This window comes from Desulfosalsimonas sp., from assembly GCF_055149105.1.
Genome location: NZ_JBSRLA010000029.1, coordinates 18,816 through 40,526, shown reverse-complemented (window position 1 = coordinate 40,526; position 21,711 = coordinate 18,816). Strand labels below are relative to the sequence as shown.

The window sequence follows — 21,711 nt, the reverse complement described above, 5'->3', positions numbered from 1 at the left end:
GCGCACACCTGAGAAGGATCAAGTAAAACTTTTAGACTATGAAACAGTATAGAACAACAAACAATCAAAATTTAGGACAATGCAAAAGAGCCACACCCAAATGAATTTGTCATAAATCATTTTTGCGACTTCAAGATTCCGGTCATTGCCCATTGCAAGAAGATCGGCGTAGACAAGCAGCGGGGGAACAATATTTTTATAATTCCACTGATATTCGAAACCCCAGAATTTTTGGAACAGTTCGACGTCACCATCCCGGGCTTTTCTTAAATGATTCGCCAAAAGAAATTGATTTATTTCTTCGGGGACGTAAACCGTTATTGCGCCGGGTTTCAGATAATCCGTTAAAAAAGCGGCGGCAGGCTCACCGCCCAGAAGTGCACCGGTGTTTTGATGATTGAGATTTTTCCACCAGTCATTTTTTTTTGTTTTGTATTTTCCGATATACAACCTCGGCCTGAGTTCCCTTGCATAAGTTTCAACCCACAGATCAAAAAGCCTGGCTGCATTGATCAGTTTACGGCCGAGCCTTCCCCTGACTGCCAGAAAATTTTGTTGTTTCAGATCATGCATCACCCAGCCCACGGTTCCCTGGGCGACATTGGCAGCTTTTACAATATCCCGGTACGGGGCTTTTGCCAATTCCGGCTGGCAAAGCAGGGCAAAAACGACTTTCAGCCCCGCGGGCTTAAAAGCTCTGCCAACAGTCGTTTTTTCCGGGATATGCCTTTTTCTCCGGCCGGTAATAAAAATGTATATCGGCGGGTCGTTGATATACGCATTGCCTGCAGCATCAATAAATGCAATGTTTTTTTCCTTCAAGTGCTCCGCCATTTGAGGATTCACATACCAGGCAACCAGTATTCCCGGTTTATCAAACCGGCCGGTCCGTTCCGCCAAATAGCTTAGCAGAGCCGCTTTTGTGATCTCTTTTTTTATTTCAGGATAATATTTTTTTGTCTTTGCTTCAGGGGCATAAACCTGTAATACGGCGTCGGGTTGGTTTTTTCCCGGGAGCACGGCTTCCGTGATCTGCATATCTATGCCGGCAGCCTCTTTAAATGCCTGCTTTGCCGCATCAAGAATTTTCTTTGTATCAGCGAAACGGGGGTTAATATTGTTTTCAGGTTCCATGGCGTGCCTAAAATGTTTACTTTTGTACATTTTACATCTCTGTACAATAAAAATGTACAAAAGTAAACAGTGAACAAAAAGATTTTCAAAGCCCCCAGGTATATCCAGATTAAAACCCATTATCAGAAATCTGCAATCATTGTTATGCAGGCATTCGAGCTCTTCCTGGAGATCTTCACTTTCGGCTTTTAGGGCCTCGTATTCCTTAATCTTGATCTGCTGGAACCGGGAGAAGAGCCGGATTTTCATCAAAACCCCGGGGCGAGGTTATATACTGCTGGCGGCACACAGAAAAGAAACGAACATATTCAGGCAGGGTAAACACTTTTGAAGAATCACTAAGCAACCTCTTTTCCGGATGGCGTCCCGGATGGTAACACAGAAACAATATGTTTTATAAATGACTGAAATTATTAAGAATATGGCGGAGGGAGTAGGATTCGAACCCACGGAGCTTTCGCTCAACGGCTTTCAAGGCCGCCGCCTTAAGCCACTCGGCCATCCCTCCGGTTTGAACAGATCTTTTCTATCAGAGCGCAAATCCCCGGGTCAATGCTTTTTTGGGGTTTTGGGAGCCGGGGTGCGTGTTGTGTATTGACAGGAGTTATATATGCCTTATTATAGGATTTCATTGGGTTTTTTCGGGAAATTTTCCGGATTTTGGATTTTATTCGTAAATGTCTGACCATACAGCACAAGTTCTTCAGGAGCCGTTTAAATGAAACAGAAATACGCAATTTCAAAAGACAGTGAAACCGGCGGATTGACCATCCAGGAATATGCCGAGCTCAGCAAGGACATGTTTTCCCTGGTCTGCGAGGAGTCCTATGACCAGGACCAGATTCAAAAGGCCGTGGATGAAGGCCGAAAGTCTTTGATCGACACCCTGCGCACGCCCAATTTGTATCCGATTTCGGATTACATTGAAAAAATCGCGGATACGGTGGTTGATCTTTACCGGCAAACAGATGCACCCGGCGACCCTGTGGAACTGGTGTTTGATGATGTGGAGCTGTTTCAGCGCCAGGAAGAAGATGTTGAAACCGAAGAAGAGGACTCTGTGGAAATCGAGGATCTGCTCGATGACGAAGCCCCGGCTGACCAGGCACCGGCTGAGCAGCCCCCCGCGGAAGAGCCCCTGGATGACGCGTCCGACGAATCCCTGGAAGATAAATAATTTTCCGGGATTTCCCAACATAGAAGGAGATCAGAAAAATGTTTGAGACCAAGGAACAGGTATTTGAAAAGATCATGGAGCAGGAAAAGCCTGCGTGCCCGCACTGCGGCCAGGAGATGAGCATATGGGAAATCCCGCCCATTGCGGTTGGCGACGGGCTGGGCTGGGACTCGCCTTATATGTATGTGTGCTTTAACGACGAGTGTCCGCTGTTTGTCGAGGGCTGGGAGAACATGTGGGAAAACTATGCCCAGCGGGCATCCTACCGCTGCATCAAAAGCCCCCACGGCAGCAATTTCGAGGTGATGCCGGTTTTCAGCTCCATTGGGGGCCAGGGCCAGATTGTGGATGACGAGGTGGTGGCTGCAGAGGAAAGGCTCAAGGAATCCATCAAAAAGGGCTTTTCCGTCCTGTCTGAGTGCTATGTTTCCAATGATTCCGTGACCTGTGTGCAGATGCTGCTCGATCCGTCTGAACCGGCCCGGGTGCGGATCAAAGCTGCTGAAATGGCAGGGGACATCGCGGGTCTGGAAGCCCTGGAAGTGCTCAACAACCGCCGCTTCGGAAACGAGCTGCTCCAGGAGAAAAGCAACGAGGCCATTTCCAAAATCCATGAACGCCACTTTACCCGGGAGTGCCCGTTTTGCGCGGAAATCATCAAAAAACGCGCAAAAGTCTGCAAGCACTGCGGCAAGGATGTGGCCGGGGTGTAAACACCTGCACTGACCCGCTATTCAAGGCCCGGAGCTGCGCAATGCAGTTTCGGGCCATTTTTTTTACAATGGCTTTTTTTAAACCCGCTTGATCTGGGACAGGGCTTTTGCCGCTGCTGCCCGGATATTTTCCGGATATCCGCTGAAAAACCCCCGGGTGCGCACGACTTTCTCCAGGGCGGAGACCGCCTCTTTCGCCTGCATCCGGCCCAGGGCCTCGCAGGCCTTTGTCCGGATTTCATCGCGCACCGCCTTGTTCTGCCAAAACGACTTGGATTCCAGCAGGTTGATCAGATACGGGGCTGCGGGCTGATATCGAATGGCGCCCAGGACTGAAACAATATGGCCGGCCAACTGAGGCTCAACCACCGGAATGTGCTTTAGCAGCATATCCCCGGCCTTGTCCCCGTCAATGGCCTGAACGCTTTTGACTGCCTCGAGCTGCACCCGGTAGTCCGGGTACGTGAGCAGGGGCTCAAGCAGGCTCAGCTGCTCGGGCCCGCCGATGCGGCCCAGCAGCAGGGCCAGGTTCCGGATGTAGAACCACGGGCCTCCCTGGGCGAGCCTTTCTGCCACCGGCTGAACTGCGGCATTGCCCATCCGGGAGACGGCCTGCACGATCCGGTTGCGCTCGGCCATGTTGTGGCTGTCGCGCAGCCGGTCAAGCAGGCGTTCAATGGTGGTCGAGCCCAGGATCACCAGGGTGCGGATGTCTTCCTTTCCCGTGTCTGATGTGTTTCCCGCCTTGCTGAGCACCATTTCCAGGATCTGGTCCGTGGAAAGATGCTGGAGCATGTTTGCGGCCAGGGCCTGGATGGCTTCCTGTTTGGAAAGCCGGCCGTCGCGGATCAGGGCATAGGCCTCGAGGATGTGTTCGGCATCCGCTGCTGAGTCCTTTTGGGTGATGACGGTTTCAGCCAGATTTTCCAGCCGATGGGTCACCTGCTCATATTCTTCTGAAATGCGGTCTTCACCTTTGATCCATTCAACGAGTTTTTTCGACATGGCAATGCGCTGATCCAGCCGGTCTTCGGCCTCCATCTGCTCATCGGTTTGGGCCATGATCCGTGCCACCGCCCGGCGCACTTCCGGGGCGTCATCGCCCAGGGCTTGTCCCATCTGTGCTGTCAGGCCCGCCAGCATATCGTGTTTTTCCTGCCGGGCCATTTGCATGGCTGCTTTGGGCAGCAAATCTGCGGTTTTTTGATCCAGAAACGGGGAGTGATCGCCTTTTAAAATCCGGGACAGGGCCTCCTTGACGGTCTTGGGACGGCCCGGGGGGGTGGGCGGTTCTGCTGCCTGCTTGTACTGGTCCAGCAGTTTGCCGATGGTCTCTGCCGGATCTGAGGAATGCACGTCCTGAGGGGTTTGGTCAAAGGCTTCTGAAATGGATTTTAGAATCTGCTCAGTGTCGGCATCTGAAAGCCCTGCCAGGGAATCGAGCATGCGGCCGGCCATCCGGGTCTGCTCGGCCCGGGTTGCATCCGCGTGCTGCTCAAGCAGGTAGCGGGCGCCGGTTTCAAACACCCGGGCAAACCAGCCCGGGGCATCGGCCATTTCCCGGACCTGATCAATGGTTTGCTGATCCGCGGAGTCTTCTTCGCCCAGCAGGTATCGGACAAAATCCGTGTCACTGATATCCAGCCCTGAAACGATCTGCCGGTCGGCGTCTCTTTCAACATAGATTTTTTCGTCAATGACAATGTGGGAAATCCCGGCATCTTTGATCATATGGGCCGGACCGCCGGCGTTTTGGATTTCTTGGGCGGATTTTCCCATCACCTGCAAAAACTGGGAAATTTCCGGGCCGGTAATACCCGGGTAAAAGGTGATGCTTTTAATACCAAAATCCAGCAGCATTGACAGAAAAGAGCGGATCTGTGGCCGCTGCTGCTGTTTTTCCGGCAGGGGCTGGCCGGCGGCCAGCAGATTTTTCTCGGATTCGGCAAATTCCAGGGGCTCGCCATCTGCCAGCACCTCTTTTAAAGCGGTTTCCATTCGTGCAACAGAGGTCTGGATGATTTCGCTTGTGGGCGGATACAGCCGGATATTTGTAATTGCGGCATTTAAAACAAACAAAAAATCAACACCGGTTTTTTTCACAAACGCCCCCTTTCCGGCATCAGCCGGATTCATCCTGCCCGGGCCGGCAGACATTGACATTCATCATGTCATAGGACCGAAAAATCAGGTATTCTTTTTCCCGGCGCTTTTCCGGCAGTGCCACCGGCGGATTTTCCTGCAGCAGGCGCGCAGCGCTTTGGGCGTCCGGCAGGGCATCTGCTCCCTGTCCAATCTGTTTTCCGGAAACCGCGTCATAGACCAGTGCGGTCTGCCCGTCAGATGCAGCCGCATAGGGCACGATGTTATCCGGCAAAAGAATCCGGGCTGCGGCCACCACCTCTTTTTGTCTTGAATCCAGGGACCCGGCCGCGCACTTGATCACCATAAACGGCCGGTTTTCCACAAACACCACCAGGTCCAGGGCTGTTTCATAGGGATGGCCGGCAACGGTAAACCCAAAGGGCAGGTTTACGGCAATGTCTTGTGCCAAAAATCCTTTCTGTTCCACCAGCAGGCGCTCCACAGCCTGGCGGTTGGCCTCTGCACCCACGTTGGCAAGTGTTTTTCCGGTCAGATAATCGGTTATGATCTCAACTTCTTTACTGGTCTGCATGGGTCTGGCCTGCATTGCTTTGGAATTTCAGGTTTGGATCAGATTCTTTCCGGTCATCTCTTCGGGCTGGTCAATGCCCATGAGATAGAAGATGGTCGGGCCGATATCGCCGAGCACCCCGTGCTGCAGGTTTGTCCCGGAAAGCCCTTGCCCGCAGATCACAAACGGGACAGGGTTCATGGTATGGGCAGTGTGGGGTGAGCCGTCAGGTTCCCGGAGCTGGTCAGAATTGCCGTGATCGGCGGTTACCAGGGATATGTACCCGTGCTCGCGGGCGCATGTGACCACCTTGTTTGCGCACGCATCCACGGCCTCGGCCGCTTTTACAGCCGCCTCCATGACCCCGGTATGGCCCACCATGTCCATGTTGGCAAAATTGATCACGATCAAATCATACTTTTCCGACGCAAGCCGGGACACGGCTTCTTCGGCCACCTCATAGGCGCTCATTTCCGGTTTTTCATCATAGGTGCGCACCTGCCGGGGAGAGGGAATGAGCTTTCTGTCCTCGTTTTCAAACGGGGTTTCCTCTCCGCCGTTGAAAAAATAGGTCACATGGGCGTATTTCTCGGTTTCGGCCATGCGCAGCTGATGCAGGCCGTTTTTGCTGATCACCTCGCCCACGATGTTTGTCAGGTGAACCGGGCCGAATGCCACGGGCAGGTCAAAGGATTCGTCAAAGTGGGTCATGGTGACATAGCCGGACAATTTGGGCCGCTTTGTTCGCTCAAAAGGCTCAAACGGGTCTTCGGTAAATGCCCGGGTGATCTGCCGGGCCCGGTCCGGGCGGAAATTGTAGAAAATAATGCCGTCGTCATCCGCCACCGTGCCCATTGGGTCACCCTGGCTGTCGGTGATGACCACGGGCTTGACAAACTCGTCTGTCTCACCCCTGGTGTAGGCGTTTTTTACAGCGCGCACCGGGTCGGTTTCCGGCTCTCCCTGGCCCAGGGTATAGAGCTCATAGGCCATGCGCGTGCGGTCCCAGCGGGTGTCGCGGTCCATGGCATAATACCGGCCGCACAAAGTCGCGATTTTGGCATATGGATGATTTTCAAGGTTTTCCTGAATTTGGCGCACATAGCCCACGCCGCTGTCCGGCGGGGTGTCTCTGCCGTCTAAAATCGGGTGGATATATACCTTTTCAAGCCCGTAGCGCCCGGCCATATCCACCAGGGCAAACAAATGCGCAAGCTGGCTGTGAACCCCGGCATCCGAGGCAAGGCCCATGAGATGAAGGGCTGAGCCCTTATCCCGCACGGTTTTCATAATTTCGGCCAGGGCCGGGTTTTCAAAAAAGGAGCCGTCCTTGATGGCCAGATCAATGCGCAGCAGCACCTGGTAGACCACCCGGCCGGCGCCAATGTTTAAATGGCCCACCTCGGAGTTTCCCATAACCCCTTCCGGAAGACCCACTGCCGGACCCGTGCATTCCAGATACGTATGCGGGCAGGTTTCCATGAGCCGGTCGAGAAACGGGGTATTGGCAACAGACAATGCATTGTCCGGCCCGGCCGGACCAAGGCCCCAGCCGTCTAAGATCAAAAGCAGGCATCGGTTTTTGGGAAAATCATTCATCGCTGTCATCGCTTTCTTCAGCCGGTTGTTGAAATTGGGGATATGCAGACAAGTCAATGCGCCGGGCATCGGCCCACAGGCTTTCCAGGTCGTAAAACCGCCGCACCGGATCATAGAAAATATGGATGATCACGTAGCCGTAATCAATCAGTGCCCACTGGCCGTCCTTGACCCCTTCAACGCTCAAGGGCCGGATTCCGGCTTTTTTGAGCTCGGATTCCACATACTCGGCAATGGCGGATACCTGCCGGCTGGACCGGCCGCTGCAGATCATAAACACGTCTGCCACGTCCGTGACCCGGGCAACGTCCAGGGCCACCAGATCCATTGCCTTGCGGCCCAGGATGGCTTCTACAAACGGCTTTAAATCCGGTTGGCTTTTTGCCTCTGTCATTTATACAATCCCTTTTTGTAAATATAGCCCTCTGCCGCCTCAGGCACAAGGTAGCGGATGGATTTTCCCTGTGCGGTCAGAGAACGGATCCGGCTGGCGGAAATATCCAGAGCCGTTGCCTCAAACCAGTAAATCGCCTGTTTTTCCGGGTGGTAGAACCGCCGGGCCGCAGGGTCATATTCATAGCCGGCAGATATGCGGTCAAAAATCACCTCTGCCATTTTTTCCTTCGGATCCGTGGGTGCCGGCCGGGACATGACAATCACCTCGATGGTATCAAGCAGCCGAAGATAATCCTTCCAGGTATCGATTTCCGCAAACGCGTCCAGGCCCATGATCAAAAAGCAGCGGGCGCCCCGGGGCAGCAGGGCTGAGACCTGGCTTACCGTGTCAATGGTATAGGATCGGCCCGGCCGCCGAAGCTCCGCGTCCGAGATTTCAAAACCGGGGTTTCCGGAAATGGCGGCCTGCAGCATTTCATAGCGGTCTATGGCCGGGGCCAGGTCCTTGTCGGTCTTGTGGGGGGGGTTGGCTGCGGGGATAAAAAAAAATTTGTCCAATCCAAATGCCTCGCGCACCTCCTCGGCCATGCGCAGATGGCCCAGATGCACTGGATTAAACGTTCCCCCGAAAAGCCCGGCCCTGATTTGCATGGGATCCATACCTGGTTTACGTCCGGATCTGGCCGGTTCCCAGAACCACGAACTTGGTGGTGGTCAGTTCCCGAAGGCCCATGGGGCCGAAGGCATGCAGCTTGGAGGTGCTGATGCCCATTTCCGCGCCCAGGCCGAGCTGGCCGCCGTCGTTAAACCGGGTGGAGGCGTTGACCAGCACCACGGATGAGTCGGCCTCCTGCAAAAACCGGTGGGCGCGCTGGTAATTGCTCGTGACAATGGCCTCTGTGTGCTGAGAGCTGTAAGCGGCAATATGGGCCAGGGCCTCGTCCATGGATTCAACGATTTTCACCGCCAGAATCAAATCCAGGTATTCCTCGGGCCAGTCGGCTTCCGTGGCTGCGACAATATCAGTAAGAATTTGGCGGGTTTTTTCACACCCCCGCAGCTCCACGCCGGCCTGGGCAAACTGCCGGGCCATTTCCGGCAAAAAGGTTTGCGCCGCATCCTGGTGCACCAGCAGGGTTTCCATGGCATTGCACACCCCGGGGCGCTGGACCTTTGCATTCATGCAGATTTCCGTTGCCATCCCGGTTTCGGCCGAGGCGTCCACGTAAACGTGGCAGACCCCCTTGTAATGCTTGAGCACTGGAATCTTCGAGTTTTCCGCCACAAACCGGATCAGGCCCTCGCCGCCCCGTGGGATGATAAGATCCACATGCGCGTCCTGGTTCAAAAGGGCGTTTACCGCTTCGCGCTCCCGCACGGGAATAAGGCTGACCGCGGTTTCCGGCAGGCCGGCTTCGGCAAGGCCCGCGGATACGGTTTTGGCAAGGATCTGATTGGAGTGCAGGGACTCTGATCCCCCCCGCAGAATCACCGCATTTCCGGACTTGATGCAGAGCCCGGCAGCGTCAATGGTCACGTTTGGCCGGGATTCGTAGATAATGCCGATCACTCCTAAAGGAATGCGCATACGGCTCACCGAAAGACCGTTTGGCCGGACCCAGGTGCCGTCCATGGACCCCACCGGGTCTTCCAGGGCGGCGACTTCTCTAAGCCCATCAGCCATGGCGGAAAGCACCTTGTCTGTGATGGTCAGCCGGTCGATCATGGCCGCAGACAGGCCCTGGTTTCGGGCTGCTTCCACGTCTTTTGCGTTTTGGGCCTGAATTTGGGCCTTGTTTTCTATGAGTTTTTCGGCAATGCGGTTTAAGGCGTTGTTTTTCTCTTCTGATGAGCACCGGGCCAGGGCCCTGGCGCCCCGGCCGGCTGCCTTTGCCATTTCCGCCACTGTGGTTTCGATATTCATGGCACCCGTCCTTTCCTGGTGTTTTTGGGCCATTTTCTTACCCCAAAAGGGTCATGTTGTTTCTGTGGATGACCTCGTCATAGGATTTATGACCCAGCTTCTCGCTGATCTGGCACGACTGGCAGCCCATGATCCGGCGGATTTCGGCTGCGCTGTAATTGACCAGGCCCGCTGCCAGGTGCCGGCCGTCGGAATCCACGATATGCACCGGCGAGCCCGCACCGAAATCACCGGTCACATCCCGGATGCCGCCGGAAAGCAGGCTTTTTCCCTTCTCCAGAATAGCCCGGGCCGCACCCTGGTCAATGACGACCTCGCCCCTGGGTTTTAAGGCAAACCCGATCCAGGATTTCCGGTTGGGAATCCGGCTGTGGGCGGGCGCAAAAAAGGTGCCCCGCGCCTGGCCTTCAAAGAGCCGGATCAGCACGTCTTCTTCCCGGCCGTTGGCAATGACCATGGGAATGCCGGCAACCGTAACCTTGCGCGCTGCCCGGATTTTCGACAGCATCCCCCCGGTGCCCAGGACCCCGGGCAGGCCGCTTGCGGTTTTTTCAAGGTCCCGGGTAATTCGCTCCACCACCGGGATCTGGCGGGCTTTGGGATCTGTTCTGGGATCGCCGGTATACAGGCCGTCGATATCCGTGAGATTGACCAGAATATCGGCATTCATCATCAGGGCAATCAAAGCGGAAAGATTGTCATTGTCCCCGAACTTGATCTCCTCGACCACCACGGTGTCGTTTTCGTTGATAATGGGCACCACGTGCCAGGCCATAAGGGTGTGCAGGGTGTTTCTGGCGTTTAGATACCGCCGCCGGCTCACGGACAGATCATCGCTTGTCAGCAGAATCTGGGCAACCTGCCGGTTGTAGCGGGCAAACGCGTTTTCATAGCATAAAATCAGGCCGGCCTGGCCCACGGCCGCCATGGCCTGGCGCTTGGGGATTTCCTCGGGCCGCCGGTCCAGGCCGATTTTTTTCTGGCCCGAGGCCATGGCCCCGGATGAGACCAGCAGGATTTCCAGCCCGTTTCGGGTCAGATGGCAGATCTGGCGGCTGAGACTGGCAATCACATCAGTGTTTAACCCGTCATCTGCGGTCAGCACCCCGCTTCCCACCTTGACCACCACGCGCCGGGCCTGATCAAAACAGGTTTTGCGGTCAATTTCCATTGGTGTGTTTTCCGGAGTTGACAATCTCGTTTAGCTTATTGACCAGTTGGGCAATGCCTTTGCCCGTGGCAGCGGAAATTTTGATCACCGGCAGATTGCCGGCCGCGCGGATAAAGGCGTCAGCCCGGGTTTGGCTGTCTGGCAGATCCATCTTGTTTAGCACCACAACCTGATTTTTTTCCGCCAGCTCCGGGTTAAAACCCGCCAGTTCACTGTTGATGGCCGTGTATCCGGAAAGCGGATCATCTGCATCAATCTCTGAGGCATCCACCATGTGCAGCAGCACCCGGGTACGCTCAACATGCCGCAAAAAGCGCGTGCCCAGGCCGGCTCCCTGGTGGGCGCCCTGGATTAATCCCGGGATGTCGGCCACCACAAAGGGCTCCCCGTTTTCCGGGGTTACAACGCCGAGCACCGGATTGATGGTGGTAAACGGGTAATCGGCAACTTTTGGCCGCGCAGAAGATATCCGGCTGATCAGTGTGGATTTGCCGGCATTGGGAAAACCGATAATGCCGATATCGGCAAGAAGTTTGAGATCGAGCTTAAGGGTGCGGGTTTCGCCAGGCTCGCCCGGCTGGGCGTGTCTGGGAGCGCGGTTGGTGGAGGTGGCAAAGCGCCGATTTCCCCGGCCCCCCTGTCCGCCCTTGGCAACCACGAAGGTTTCCCCGGGTGTGACGCAGTCATGGATGATTTCATCGGTTTGCCGGTCCCGGATCACGGTGCCGGGCGGTACTTCAATGACCAGATCCTGGCCGTTTTTTCCGGTTTTCTGGCTTCCCTGGCCGTGGCCGCCGTTGGCTGCCTGAAACTGGCGTTTGAAACGGAACTGGTGAAGGGTTCGCAAACGATGCGATGTGAGGATTGATACATTGCCGCCGTGACCGCCGTCTCCGCCGTCCGGGCCGCCCTTGGGAATGTATTTTTCCCGCCTGAAGCTCACGCATCCCCGGCCCCCGTGGCCGGCGGCCACGTCAATTACAACTTCATCGATGAATTTCACGCCGCATAAACGCTGACTTTTTTCCGGGAGCGGCCGAGACGTTCATAACTCACCATTCCGTCGATCTTGGAAAACAGGGTGTAATCCTTTCCCATGCCGACGTTCTCACCGGGATGTATTTTGGTGCCAAGCTGCCGCACCAGGATGTTGCCGGCCCGGACTTTCTGTCCGCCGTACCGCTTGACTCCCCGGCGCTGTCCCTGGGAGTCCCTGCCGTTTTTAGAGCTTCCGCCCGCTTTTTTGTGTGCCATTTTCCGTATACCTCATATAAAAAATTTGGATCAGACAAAATTATTACGCACCTGCTGCGATATCATCGATCTGCACGGCCGTGTAGGACTGGCGGTGGCCTTTTTTCAGGCGGTAGCGCTTGCGGCGCTTGTATTTGAACACCAGAATTTTCTTGGACCGCGCCTGTTCCACGATCCGGGCCTGCACTGCCGCGTTTTCCAGAACCGGCTGACCCAGGGATACCGCGTCACCGTCTGACAGCATCAACACCTTGTCAAAGGTCACGCTGTCGCCCACATCCCCGGCGATCTTCTCGATGCGCAACACATCGCCTTTTGTTACTTTATATTGCTTGCCCCCTGTGGCAACAACTGCATACATGGCTAAAACCTCCCAGAAACTCGTATTTTCAAAATTTACCTACTATACCCGATTTTATCCGTTTGTCAATAATAATTGATAGCGACATCTGAAAATTGTCTTCTAAGTAACTTCAAAAAAGTTGCTGTTCGTGCCTGGTCCTGTAATTGTCGCATGATGCCGACCCGGTGGCGGTTTGCTCCCTGCTGACCGCTTGCGCGCTCAATGCGACTCGCAAACCGCCACCGGGCCGGCATCATGGCCGACTGTGTGCAAAGTTTCACACCAAGGGAGTCGGAAGGAACACATTCAAGTCCTAAAAAGCGTTGTTTTCATGCCCGGTCCCGTGGGCTGCCCCGGCAAGAACCCTTCCAAGCCCGGGGGCGGGGTCGGTTTGTGAAGCGACATTGAGCGTTTCCGGGATAAATTCAGCCAATGCCGGGGCGAATAAAGTTTGAAATTGCCCGGGGTTGGATGGAAGAAACCCGGAAACGGTCAGGAGCGAAAAAACCGACCCCGGCCGCAAGGCTTCCTTCCTGCAACAACAGCGGACGCGGTAAAAAGCTTAAATTGCATCAGACATGTAACGTAAAAAGGGCTCACCCGCCTGGCTGTGACGGGTGAACCCAGGAAAAAGTCCTTTTTTTAAAACTGCGGCCCCGGGCTATCCCTGGCCGGCCACTTCCCTTTTGACCCCGGTTACAATCTTGTACAGAAGGGTCAGCACCAGAAGTCCAAGGGCATAAACACCGATGGTGATGACAATCTCGGGAATCGAGGGAATGTATTCGTTGACCTCGTGCAAGGGGTTGGGCACAAACCCGCCGGAGATCATCCCCAGTCCCTTGTCAATCCAGGTGCCCACAAACACAAACGCGCAGGAAAAAATCAGTGTGGTTTCATTTTGCCGGGCAGCGGGAATGATCAGGAAAATCACCGCCAGCACCATCAGGGCCATGGAACTCCACATCCAGGGAACCAGCGCATCATGTCCGTGAAGACCGAAAAACAGGTACTGCAGATGGCTCATATGCTCCGGGATCTGGCTGTAGACGGCCACAAACACTTCGCAGAGAAAGAAAAACAGGTTGGCTATCACAGCATAAGCCACGATCTTGGCCAGGGTCTGCCGGGCCTTGGTTCCTGCGTCAAACCCGGTAAACCGGCGAATGATAAAGCTCAGCAGAATCAGAAATGCCGGGCCTGCGGCAAAGGCCGAAGCCAGAAAGCGGGGGGCCAGTACCGCGGTCAGCCAAAAGCCCCTTCCGGGAAGGCCGCAGTAGAGAAATGCAGTGACCGTGTGAATGCTCACCGCCCAGGGGATGGAAAGATAGATCAGAGGTTTGATCCATTTTTCCGGGGCCGTGTTGTTTCTTTCCGCATCCAGCACGTTCCAGCCGATGACGATGTTTAAAAACAAATACCCGTTTAAGACGATCATGTCCCAAAACAGCATGGAGTGGGGCGTGGGATAGAAGATCACGTTTAACAGCCGCATGGGCTGGCCCAAATCCACGATGATAAACAGCATGCACATGAGCACCGAGGCCACGGCCAGAAACTCGCCCAAAACCGTGATCTTGCCGAATGTCTTGTAATCGTGCAGGTAGTAGGGCAGCACCAGCATCACCGCCGAGGCGGCCACTCCGACCAGAAAAGTGAACTGGGCGATGTAAAACCCCCAGGTTACATCCCGGCTCATGCCCGTAATGCCAAGGCCAAAGTCGAGCTGGCGCAGGTAGACAACAAATCCGACGGCAATCACCACCGCCAGGGCCAGCAGCCACATCCAGTAGGTCTTGCTTCCTTTAAGCGCTTTTTCTAGCATAGCTCCCTCATACGATCAAACGATATAGAACACCGAGGGGAAGGTCCCCAGGTTCGGTTTCCGCCGGATGGCATACTCGTCTGCCAGCAATTTGCGAATATCAGAGTCCGGGTCATTGAGATCCCCGAAGGTCAGTGCGCCCCCGGATGCCTCAACGCAGGCCGGCATCTTGCCCACAGCCAGGCGCTCGGCGCAGAAGTTGCACTTTTCCACCACCCCTTTCATTCGGGTGGGAAAATCCGGATTTTCATCTTCGATGGCCGGCCGGGGATCCCGGAAGTTAAAGCTGCGGGCGCCAAACGGGCAGGCCGCCATGCAGAACCGGCAGCCGATGCAGCGGTGGAAATCCATGAGCACGATGCCGTCTTTTTCCCGCTTGAACGTGGCCTGGGTGGGACAGGCCTGCACACAGGGAGGGTTGTCGCAATGGTTGCACAACACCGGAATGGGTGCGTGCTCCAGCCTGTCTGACAGAAATTCGGCTTCCTGGCCGGGAAAGGCGTGCTTGAATTCGGTATCCCAGATCCATTTGATTTCATGGTTCTTGTTGCCGAATTTGCCGATAAGGTCGGGCACGTTGTGGATGCTGTGGCAGGCTTCTTCCATTTTCCGGCAGGTGCGCTCGTCAAGTTCGCGGGTATCTATCACCATTCCCCAGCGCCGGGCGTGTTTGGCCTCGGGCAGATCGCCGAACTCCGGCCCGGATGCGGCGCCAGGGCCTGCAGCACTCGCGGGTCTGCCAGCAAGGCCGATGAGCATGGAACCGGCACCGACTCCCAGTATGGAAAATCCTGCGGTTTTCAAAAAGCGTCTTCTGCTGTTTTCCATTACTCTGTCTCCTCCGGATATGTATGACAATCCCAGCAATAGGGATCCACCGAGGTGTAATTATGGCAGCTGTCGCAAAACTCCTCCTTGTTGGAGTGGCAGTCCATGCAGGTATTGGAAAGGCTGGCTTCATACTCCTTGCCGTTTTCAGCCTTGTAGATCCGCTTGCCGTCCCGGACCACCGTATCCCGCCATTGGTCGAGAATCTGCATATGCTCGGTGCGCATATGATCGGTTTCAGCAATACAGGCTTCCGCTTCCTTGGCTTTATCGGTCAATTCGGGTTCCGGCGCCTTGGCGGCGTCGGCGGCGCCGAAAATCAGGTTGAACCAGAAGGGAAACAGCAGCACCACAAAAAAGATGACCAAGCCCGCGATGATCTTGTTCTTATCATTCATCGGCGTCTTCCTCCGTTTCTTCGTTCAGGGGTTCGAAGCGCAGGTCCATGGTCCGCTCGATTTCCCCGTCCATCACCAGCGCATTGCCCACCAGCTCATGAATGCCGGTTACGCCGACACCGGGCACCCAGTAATCCATCAAAGGCGGCAGAGCGGCGCGGTCAATGGCGCAGATGCAGGAAAGCATATTGACTCCAAATGTGTCATGCACATGCTTGACCGCATTGGCTCGTGGCAGGCCGCCGAGCAGCCGCAGTTCCATAATCTCTTCGGTGTTTAATCCCGAGCCGCTGCCGCAGCAAAACGTCTGCTCCCGGATGGTGTTTTCCGGCATTTCGTAGAAATGGTTGCAGACGCTGTTGAGCACGTAGCGCGGTTCATCAAGCAGACCCATTGCGCGGGAGGGGTTGCAGGAATCGTGATAAGTGACCACGTGTTTGTCGTTTCTGGATGGATCGAGTTTCAGCTTGTTGTTGCGGATCAGGTCGGCGGTAAACTCGGTTATGTGGACCATTCGGGTGGAAGCCGCGTTTTCAAACACCGTGCCGGTGATCGGGGATTTGGGCACCTCACCGAAATCTGCGGGTCCGTTCATGGTGTCCATGTACTGATGGATCACCCGCCACATGTGGCCGCACTCACCGCCGAGGATCCACTTGACCCCAAGCCTTCTGGCTTCGGCAAACATCTTGGCGTTTAGCCGCTTCATCATCTCAGAGGAGGTAAACAGCCCGAAATTGCCGCCCTCAGAGGCGTATGTAGAAAGGGTGTAATCCAATCCCAGGTGTTCAAACAGCAGCAGGTAGCCCATAAAGGAATAGGTGCCCGGGTCTGCGAACACATCGCCCGAAGGCGTGATAAACAGGATTTCAGCACCTTTGCGGTTAAACGTGGGATTGATCCGGATTCCCGTGATCTCCTCGATGTCGTCGCAGAAAAAATCCACCATGTCCTTGAAGGCATGGGGCTGGATTCCCAGGTGGTTGCCGGTGCGGAAACAATTGGCCGCCGGCTCCAGAATCCAGTTGATGTTGAGCCCCAGCAGCGACAAAAGCTCCCGGCCCATCATGGTCACTTCCGCAGTGTCAATGCCGTAGGGGCAGTACACCGAGCATCGCCGGCATTCCGTGCACTGATAAAAATAGGAAAACCATTCCTTTAATACCTGCTTTGTCAGGGGCCGGCCGCCGTTGATCTTTTTTAGAATCTTTCCGGCGGTGGTAAAGTCATTGCGGTATACCGAACGAAGCAGTTCCGCACGAAGCACCGGCATGTTTTTGGGATCGCCGGTACCAATGAAAAAATGGCATTTGTCCGCACACGCCCCGCACCGGACACAGACATCCATGAAGATTTTCAGGGAGCGGTATTTTTCCAGCCGATCCTTGAAGCCTTCGTGGATAATTTCCTTCCAGTTGTCCGGAATGGGCCATTCCTCGTCTGCCGGCGACCATTCATCGCTGGTGGTGGTGGGCAGGTCCAGATATTCCAGATTCTTTTTCTTGGTGGGATAGCAGAACCGGCCTTCGGAAAGATCAGGCGGCATCTCTTCCCACGGCTCATCCGGCAGGCTGTGATCAATATTTTGAAACAGTTCTTCGGGTTTCGGCGTCTCTGCCATAGCTACTCCTTTTCAACTGGAAGGCCAGCCTCTTTCATTTTATCTCTGAAATCGTCTTCATATTCTTCGTAAGTATGGGTCTTGACCGGATAATTCCAGGGGTTGACATGGCGCTTGGCCCGGGAATTGTTGGCCAGGTTCCGGGTAGGGCTCAAAAAGACACCGCCCATGTGCATCAGCTTGCTAAACGGGATATAGGCCACCAAAAGGGATACAAAAAACAGGTGCACATAAAAAAGCCCGCTGATGGATCCCTCGGGAATCGAGGGCTGGAAGGTGGCCAGACCCATGGTCAGTTCCTTGACACGGACCACGTCCACCTTGCTGATATAGCGCATCATCAGGCCGGTTACCGCAATGCCGATGATCAAAAACAACGGAAAGTAATCAGCCGGCCTGGAAATGTAGACCAGTTTCGGCAAAAGCACCCGGCGCAGCAGCAGCAGGGAAGCTCCGGCCAGCAAAACCACCCCGGAAATAAACAAATTGGGCAGCATAATCTGGAGCATGCCGTCGACGCGCTCGAGCATGGATACAAAAAACGGCACAGGCTCGGCAAAAAACCGGAGATGCCGGATCACCACAACCAGAAAGGAATAATGAAACATCAGGGCAAACAGCCACAGCCAAACCACCCACTTGTAGGTGATTTTCTGACCGTCTTTTCCAAATCCGGTTCTGAGATTTTTAAACAAAGAGCGGAACAGCAGGATTTCAAGCGCCATGCGGATCACCACCTGGCCGGTGGTATAAGGGCTGTCAAACTTGTCGTGTTTGATCCACGGCAGGCTCTTTTGCTGGCCCATGGTCGTGGTAATCCGGAAAGGAACCGGGGATTTGGTCCAATCCAGGATCTTGTTGGCAAAGCCGATCAGAAAAACAATCAGGGCGAGATACGGTATGATCACGCCGAATAAAACTTCGAGCCCAGCTGCTTCCGCGCCTGCATATGCGATCAGTCCCAGAAGCACAACTGTAATGAGGGAATACAAATACGCTGCATTCATTGACCACCACCTCGCTTTGCCCGGCTGCGGCATGTCCCGGAGTATCCCGACCCCGGGCCGCCATGCCGGTTGTGCCGGTTAACCTTGTTTGTTTATTCCATAACTGCCGGATCGATATCCGGCAATTCGCTAATCAGCTCATTTTTGACCAGCAGCTGCCGGACACTGTTGCGGGCCTGTTGGGCCCGAAGGGTATAAACATGCTTCTTGCAGCCCATATACAGATCAAAAGCTGTCAGCAGGGCTTTGTCAGCATGTTCGGCGATTTTGTCCATCCTGATTTTATCCGCCCCGGCCCCGGCTTTGCCATCCCGGGCCATGATGGCCTTGATCTGTGTTATAAAACCAAGAGCCGCCGAAGGTGCCAGTTCCTGTACGGCCCGGACCCGGACCATGGGATCCAGGGCCTTGCGGGCGGCGTCCGGATCATAGGTGTCTGCTGCCAGTACTTCAAACAGATTTCTGATGCCATTTCTGAAAGCGGAGCCCACCGGGTTGGCGAACGGGTCGGTGGTGTCCTTGAAAAAACGGGCGGATTCATTGGGATAAGTGCTCATCAGGGCATCCAGCCACTGATCCATCCACTTTTCTTTTCTGGCAGAGACAATGTCCTGGGATTTTTCTTCCGGCATGTGCAAAATTCTCTTTTAACTTAAATTCAAATGAATTACGTAATTTAAAGGTGTTGACTATAGGCAAAACCCGCTATATTGTCAAGCAAATTCAAACCAACAAGGCACACACAGCCTGTTTTTGATCCGGCTTTTTTGCAATAGCCGGTCATAATAACGTCGCATACCAGGAACCATACAATATGGATATTAAAAACCAAGCCGCGCGGCTGGGCATGAATGAAGCGGAATACAAAGTGCTTCTCCGCCTTTTTATCCAGACATCGGTTGCGGAGCTATCCGATTTGCAAGATACAATAAAAGCCGGGGACCGTGAAAAAGCAAAACACCTCCTCCACTCTTTTAAAGGCGCATCTGTCAACCTCGGATTCACGGAGTTTGCCGACCAAAGCCTTTATTTGCAAAACCTTGTTGATTCAGATCCGTATCAGGCCCCGGATTTGATCCGGGAACTGATCCGGGAAATCCGGGATCTGGAAAAGTATTCCACCGCATCCCGGTAAAGCGCCGGCCTTGGTGGTGGGCCGGCCAACCGGTTTAAATGTCGAGCATGCTGACTTCCAGGGCATTGCTCTGGATAAAATTGCGCCGCGGCTCGACCTCGTCTCCCATGAGGATGGTGAAAATATCGTCTGTATCCACGATGTTTTCCACGTTGACCTGCAGAAGGGTCCGGCTTTCCGGATTCATTGTGGTGGCCCACAGCTGATCCGGATTCATTTCCCCAAGACCCTTGTAGCGCTGAATGGAAAGCCCTTTCTTGCCTGCCTCCATGAGGTAATGGATCAGCTCCTCCTTGGTTTTGACCACCACCGGATCAGATTGTTTCTGCTCATCTTCGCCGGCCTGATAAATTTCAAATTCATCGCCGTCATAGGGCTCGATCTCTTCATAAAGGGTCAGGGCCTTCTGGTAGTCCTTGGAATGCACCAGGCTGCGGCCGATCTTGACCGTGATCTGCTTTTTCTCGGATATGTCTGAAAACATCTGCTCCATTTCATCGGCCTGTTTGGGATACACCAGCAGTTCAAAGACATTTCGCTCCTCGTTCCATTCCGGCTCGCCCACGGTAAAGCCCCCCTGTTCAAGCACGCTTCGCAGGTGTGCCACCCGGCCCTGGTCCTGCATGTGGCTTTTGTCGGATATGCCGGTGCGGATCATGGTTTCAACAAGTTCCGCATATATTCCGTGGCGCTGCAGGCGGCCGAGCATGGTCAGGTATTCGGCCATGGCGGTTACCAAAAGGTAGAATTTGTGGCCGGTGAGCACCGCATCCTCGCTGCTGTGAATCCGGGCCTTGATATATTTTTCATCACAGGCCCGCCGCAGGATGTTTTCAGTGTAATCCTTCTCGTCTTTGAGATAGATATCCTTTTTGCCCCGGGTAAGTTTGAACAGCGGTGGCTGGGCGATATACAAATACCCCTTTTCGATAAGTTCGGGCATCTGGCGGTAGAAAAATGTCAGCAGCAGGGTGCGGATATGGGAGCCGTCCACATCCGCGTCTGTCATGATAATGATCTTGTGGTACTTGATTTTGCTGATGTCATATTCCTCGCTGCCGATGCCGGTTCCCAGGGCGGTGATCATGTTTTTGATCTCCTCGCTTCGCAACAGCTTGTCAAACCGGGCCTTTTCCACATTTAAAATCTTGCCCTTCAGGGGCAGGATGGCCTGGGTTTTCCTGTCCCGGCCCTGCTTGGCGGATCCGCCTGCGGAATCGCCCTCCACAATAAACAATTCCCGGAGTTCCGGCCTGGATTCCTGACAGTCGGCCAGTTTGCCCGGCAGGGTGGAGTCCAGCAGGCTTCCCTTGCTGCGGGCCATGTCCCGTGCTCTTTTGGCCGCATCCCGGGCCCGGGCCGCATCCACGGCCTTGCCGATGATCTTTTTGGCAATGGAGGGGTTTTCTTCAAGGAATATGCTGAATTTTTCGTGGATCAGCGACTCCACAATACCTTTTACCTCACTGTTGCCCAGCTTTGTCTTGGTCTGGCCCTCAAACTGGGGCGACATGATCCGAACGCTTATAATCGCGGTCAGCCCCTCGCGCACGTCATCGCCGGTAATCTTGGCCTTGGCCTTTTTTCCGGCATCCGATGCCGCAACATACTGGTTCAGTGTCCTTGTCAGGCCGGTTTTAAACCCGATTAAGTGAAACCCGCCTTCTATGGTGTTGATGTTATTGGCAAACGAAAAAATTTTCTCATTATACGTGTCATTGTACTGGATGGCGATTTCCACCTGAATATCGTTTTTTTCGCCCTCCACGAAAATGGGTTCGTGAACCGCGGTGTGCCGCCGGTTCAGATATTCCACGAACTCGGCAATCCCGCCCTGATAGCAAAATTCCTCTTTTTCATCGCTGCGCTCGTCTTCGAGAACAATCCGGATGCCCTTGTTTAAAAACGCCAGTTCCCGCAGTCTTCGGTTTAAGGTGCTGTAATCGAATTCATCGGTGGTCAGAATCTGTGTATCGGGCTTGAACCGGATCAGGGTCCCGGTTTTTTCAGTATCCCCAATGACCTGGAGCTCAGAGGTTTTATCCCCGCCGCTGTAGCTCTGGTAATAGATTTTGCCTTCCTTGTAGACCCATACCTCCAGAACGGAAGACAGGGCGTTGACCACGGAAACCCCCACCCCGTGCAGGCCGCCGGAGACCTTGTAGGAGTCATGATCAAACTTGCCGCCGGCGTGCAGCTTGGTGAGCACCACCTCAAGGGCGGGCATGTTTTCGGATTTGTGCATGCCCACGGGAATGCCCCGGCCGTTGTCTTCCACGCTCACGCTTTTGTCCGTGTGCACTGTCACCCAGATGGTATCGCAATAACCGGCCATGGCCTCGTCAATGCTGTTGTCAACGATTTCATAGACCAGGTGATGCAGGCCCTGGAAATCAACATTTCCGATATACATTGAAGGCCGCATGCGCACCGCCTGCAGCCCTTTTAACACGTTGATACTGTTGTGATCGTAGGTATAGTTGGGTTCTGTCATAGTCTTCTCTTCTCTTGATGAGCCTGTAAAAAGGCT

Annotated in this window: 21 protein-coding genes and 1 tRNA gene; 3 read left to right on the top strand and 19 right to left on the bottom strand. The window is 54.5% G+C overall.

Annotation, left to right across the window (positions count from 1 at the left end):
* Positions 1–36 precede the first annotated feature (36 nt).
* Positions 37–1,383: a type IV toxin-antitoxin system AbiEi family antitoxin gene (locus ACTCIA_RS08705; protein WP_463001420.1), complete on the bottom strand. Its 1,347-nt coding sequence runs from the start codon at positions 1,381–1,383 to the stop codon at positions 37–39.
* A gap of 173 nt (positions 1,384–1,556) precedes the next feature.
* Positions 1,557–1,642: transfer RNA gene (locus ACTCIA_RS08700), tRNA-Ser, on the bottom strand.
* A gap of 210 nt (positions 1,643–1,852) precedes the next feature.
* Between ACTCIA_RS08700 and ACTCIA_RS08695 the strand changes: the two genes are divergently transcribed.
* The gene (locus ACTCIA_RS08695; RefSeq protein WP_463001419.1) at positions 1,853–2,311 is read left to right on the top strand and encodes a hypothetical protein; all 459 of its coding nucleotides are present in this window, start codon (positions 1,853–1,855) and stop codon (positions 2,309–2,311) included.
* A gap of 38 nt (positions 2,312–2,349) precedes the next feature.
* Entirely contained in the window at positions 2,350–3,024 is a 675-nt protein-coding gene (locus ACTCIA_RS08690; protein ID WP_463001418.1) for a zinc ribbon domain-containing protein, read from the top strand.
* Positions 3,025–3,102: 78 nt separating this feature from the next.
* On the opposite strand, the gene ACTCIA_RS08685 is transcribed toward ACTCIA_RS08690, so the two are convergent.
* The 16 genes from ACTCIA_RS08685 to ACTCIA_RS08610 form a co-directional block, all read right to left on the bottom strand.
* Entirely contained in the window at positions 3,103–5,160 is a 2,058-nt protein-coding gene (locus ACTCIA_RS08685) for a HEAT repeat domain-containing protein (protein ID WP_463001417.1), read from the bottom strand.
* Complete coding sequence (locus ACTCIA_RS08680; RefSeq protein WP_463001416.1) at positions 5,147–5,701, bottom strand: type I restriction enzyme HsdR N-terminal domain-containing protein; 555 nt, start codon at positions 5,699–5,701, stop codon at positions 5,147–5,149. The genes ACTCIA_RS08685 and ACTCIA_RS08680 overlap by 14 nt, the downstream gene beginning before the upstream one ends.
* Before the next feature lie 27 nt (positions 5,702–5,728).
* Positions 5,729–7,288 (bottom strand): 2,3-bisphosphoglycerate-independent phosphoglycerate mutase, encoded by a 1,560-nt coding sequence (gene gpmI, locus ACTCIA_RS08675; protein WP_463001415.1) that lies wholly within the window; start codon positions 7,286–7,288, stop codon positions 5,729–5,731.
* Complete coding sequence (gene rsfS, locus ACTCIA_RS08670) at positions 7,272–7,673, bottom strand: ribosome silencing factor (protein ID WP_463001414.1); 402 nt, start codon at positions 7,671–7,673, stop codon at positions 7,272–7,274. Before rsfS ends, gpmI begins: the two co-directional genes overlap by 17 nt.
* Complete coding sequence (gene nadD / locus ACTCIA_RS08665) at positions 7,670–8,335, bottom strand: nicotinate-nucleotide adenylyltransferase (protein ID WP_463001413.1); 666 nt, start codon at positions 8,333–8,335, stop codon at positions 7,670–7,672. Before nadD ends, rsfS begins: the two co-directional genes overlap by 4 nt.
* Positions 8,336–8,342: 7 nt before the next feature.
* Positions 8,343–9,599 carry a glutamate-5-semialdehyde dehydrogenase gene (locus ACTCIA_RS08660; protein ID WP_463001412.1) on the bottom strand — a complete coding sequence of 419 codons (1,257 nt, stop codon included), beginning with the start codon at positions 9,597–9,599 and terminating at the stop codon, positions 8,343–8,345.
* Between the two features lie 37 nt (positions 9,600–9,636).
* Positions 9,637–10,770, bottom strand: coding sequence for a glutamate 5-kinase (gene proB / locus ACTCIA_RS08655; RefSeq protein ID WP_463001411.1), 1,134 nt, complete (start codon positions 10,768–10,770; stop codon positions 9,637–9,639).
* Complete coding sequence (obgE, locus tag ACTCIA_RS08650) at positions 10,760–11,773, bottom strand: GTPase ObgE (RefSeq protein ID WP_463001410.1); 1,014 nt, start codon at positions 11,771–11,773, stop codon at positions 10,760–10,762. Before obgE ends, proB begins: the two co-directional genes overlap by 11 nt.
* On the bottom strand, positions 11,770–12,024 hold the full coding sequence (gene rpmA, locus ACTCIA_RS08645; RefSeq protein ID WP_181549657.1) for a 50S ribosomal protein L27: 255 nt from the start codon (positions 12,022–12,024) through the stop codon (positions 11,770–11,772). The genes obgE and rpmA overlap by 4 nt, the downstream gene beginning before the upstream one ends.
* Positions 12,025–12,067: 43 nt before the next feature.
* Positions 12,068–12,385 (bottom strand): 50S ribosomal protein L21, encoded by a 318-nt coding sequence (rplU, locus tag ACTCIA_RS08640; RefSeq protein WP_463001409.1) that lies wholly within the window; start codon positions 12,383–12,385, stop codon positions 12,068–12,070.
* A gap of 643 nt (positions 12,386–13,028) precedes the next feature.
* Complete coding sequence (dsrP, locus tag ACTCIA_RS08635; RefSeq protein WP_463001408.1) at positions 13,029–14,192, bottom strand: sulfate reduction electron transfer complex DsrMKJOP subunit DsrP; 1,164 nt, start codon at positions 14,190–14,192, stop codon at positions 13,029–13,031.
* A 15-nt stretch (positions 14,193–14,207) separates the two neighbouring features.
* Positions 14,208–15,020, bottom strand: coding sequence for a sulfate reduction electron transfer complex DsrMKJOP subunit DsrO (gene dsrO / locus ACTCIA_RS08630; protein WP_463001407.1), 813 nt, complete (start codon positions 15,018–15,020; stop codon positions 14,208–14,210).
* Positions 15,020–15,418, bottom strand: coding sequence for a sulfate reduction electron transfer complex DsrMKJOP subunit DsrJ (gene dsrJ, locus ACTCIA_RS08625; protein WP_463001406.1), 399 nt, complete (start codon positions 15,416–15,418; stop codon positions 15,020–15,022). The genes dsrO and dsrJ overlap by 1 nt, the downstream gene beginning before the upstream one ends.
* The gene (gene dsrK, locus ACTCIA_RS08620) at positions 15,411–17,039 is read right to left on the bottom strand and encodes a sulfate reduction electron transfer complex DsrMKJOP subunit DsrK (protein ID WP_463001405.1); all 1,629 of its coding nucleotides are present in this window, start codon (positions 17,037–17,039) and stop codon (positions 15,411–15,413) included. The genes dsrJ and dsrK overlap by 8 nt, the downstream gene beginning before the upstream one ends.
* A 2-nt stretch (positions 17,040–17,041) precedes the next feature.
* Entirely contained in the window at positions 17,042–18,046 is a 1,005-nt protein-coding gene (dsrM, locus tag ACTCIA_RS08615; protein WP_463001404.1) for a sulfate reduction electron transfer complex DsrMKJOP subunit DsrM, read from the bottom strand.
* A gap of 92 nt (positions 18,047–18,138) precedes the next feature.
* Positions 18,139–18,678 carry an RsbRD N-terminal domain-containing protein gene (locus ACTCIA_RS08610; RefSeq protein WP_463001403.1) on the bottom strand — a complete coding sequence of 180 codons (540 nt, stop codon included), beginning with the start codon at positions 18,676–18,678 and terminating at the stop codon, positions 18,139–18,141.
* 182 nt (positions 18,679–18,860) lie between these two features.
* Here ACTCIA_RS08610 and ACTCIA_RS08605 point away from each other — a divergent pair, with 182 nt between their 5' ends.
* Positions 18,861–19,181 (top strand): Hpt domain-containing protein, encoded by a 321-nt coding sequence (locus ACTCIA_RS08605; protein ID WP_463001402.1) that lies wholly within the window; start codon positions 18,861–18,863, stop codon positions 19,179–19,181.
* Between the two features lie 34 nt (positions 19,182–19,215).
* Here ACTCIA_RS08605 and gyrB read toward each other — a convergent pair whose 3' ends face one another.
* A complete protein-coding gene (gyrB, locus tag ACTCIA_RS08600; RefSeq protein WP_463001401.1) occupies positions 19,216–21,675 on the bottom strand; it encodes a DNA topoisomerase (ATP-hydrolyzing) subunit B in 2,460 nt (819 codons plus the stop codon).
* Between the last annotated feature and the right edge of the window lie 36 nt (positions 21,676–21,711).

Coding starts and splice junctions, on each gene's coding strand:
- ACTCIA_RS08705 (WP_463001420.1), bottom strand. CDS start 1,383: ATGAAAATCCGGCTCTTCTCCCGGTTCCAGCAGATCAAGATTAAGGAA.
- ACTCIA_RS08680 (WP_463001416.1), bottom strand. CDS start 5,701: ATGCAGACCAGTAAAGAAGTTGAGATCATAACCGATTATCTGACCGGA.
- dsrP (WP_463001408.1), bottom strand. CDS start 14,192: ATGCTAGAAAAAGCGCTTAAAGGAAGCAAGACCTACTGGATGTGGCTG.
- ACTCIA_RS08660 (WP_463001412.1), bottom strand. CDS start 9,599: ATGAATATCGAAACCACAGTGGCGGAAATGGCAAAGGCAGCCGGCCGG.
- gyrB (WP_463001401.1), bottom strand. CDS start 21,675: ATGACAGAACCCAACTATACCTACGATCACAACAGTATCAACGTGTTA.
- dsrJ (WP_463001406.1), bottom strand. CDS start 15,418: ATGAATGATAAGAACAAGATCATCGCGGGCTTGGTCATCTTTTTTGTG.
- rsfS (WP_463001414.1), bottom strand. CDS start 7,673: ATGACAGAGGCAAAAAGCCAACCGGATTTAAAGCCGTTTGTAGAAGCC.
- rpmA (WP_181549657.1), bottom strand. CDS start 12,024: ATGGCACACAAAAAAGCGGGCGGAAGCTCTAAAAACGGCAGGGACTCC.
- ACTCIA_RS08610 (WP_463001403.1), bottom strand. CDS start 18,678: ATGCCGGAAGAAAAATCCCAGGACATTGTCTCTGCCAGAAAAGAAAAG.
- proB (WP_463001411.1), bottom strand. CDS start 10,770: ATGGAAATTGACCGCAAAACCTGTTTTGATCAGGCCCGGCGCGTGGTG.
- ACTCIA_RS08695 (WP_463001419.1), top strand. CDS start 1,853: ATGAAACAGAAATACGCAATTTCAAAAGACAGTGAAACCGGCGGATTG.
- ACTCIA_RS08605 (WP_463001402.1), top strand. CDS start 18,861: ATGGATATTAAAAACCAAGCCGCGCGGCTGGGCATGAATGAAGCGGAA.
- dsrK (WP_463001405.1), bottom strand. CDS start 17,039: ATGGCAGAGACGCCGAAACCCGAAGAACTGTTTCAAAATATTGATCAC.
- dsrM (WP_463001404.1), bottom strand. CDS start 18,046: ATGAATGCAGCGTATTTGTATTCCCTCATTACAGTTGTGCTTCTGGGA.
- nadD (WP_463001413.1), bottom strand. CDS start 8,335: ATGGATCCCATGCAAATCAGGGCCGGGCTTTTCGGGGGAACGTTTAAT.
- dsrO (WP_463001407.1), bottom strand. CDS start 15,020: ATGGAAAACAGCAGAAGACGCTTTTTGAAAACCGCAGGATTTTCCATA.
- ACTCIA_RS08690 (WP_463001418.1), top strand. CDS start 2,350: ATGTTTGAGACCAAGGAACAGGTATTTGAAAAGATCATGGAGCAGGAA.
- gpmI (WP_463001415.1), bottom strand. CDS start 7,288: ATGACAGCGATGAATGATTTTCCCAAAAACCGATGCCTGCTTTTGATC.
- ACTCIA_RS08685 (WP_463001417.1), bottom strand. CDS start 5,160: ATGAATCCGGCTGATGCCGGAAAGGGGGCGTTTGTGAAAAAAACCGGT.
- rplU (WP_463001409.1), bottom strand. CDS start 12,385: ATGTATGCAGTTGTTGCCACAGGGGGCAAGCAATATAAAGTAACAAAA.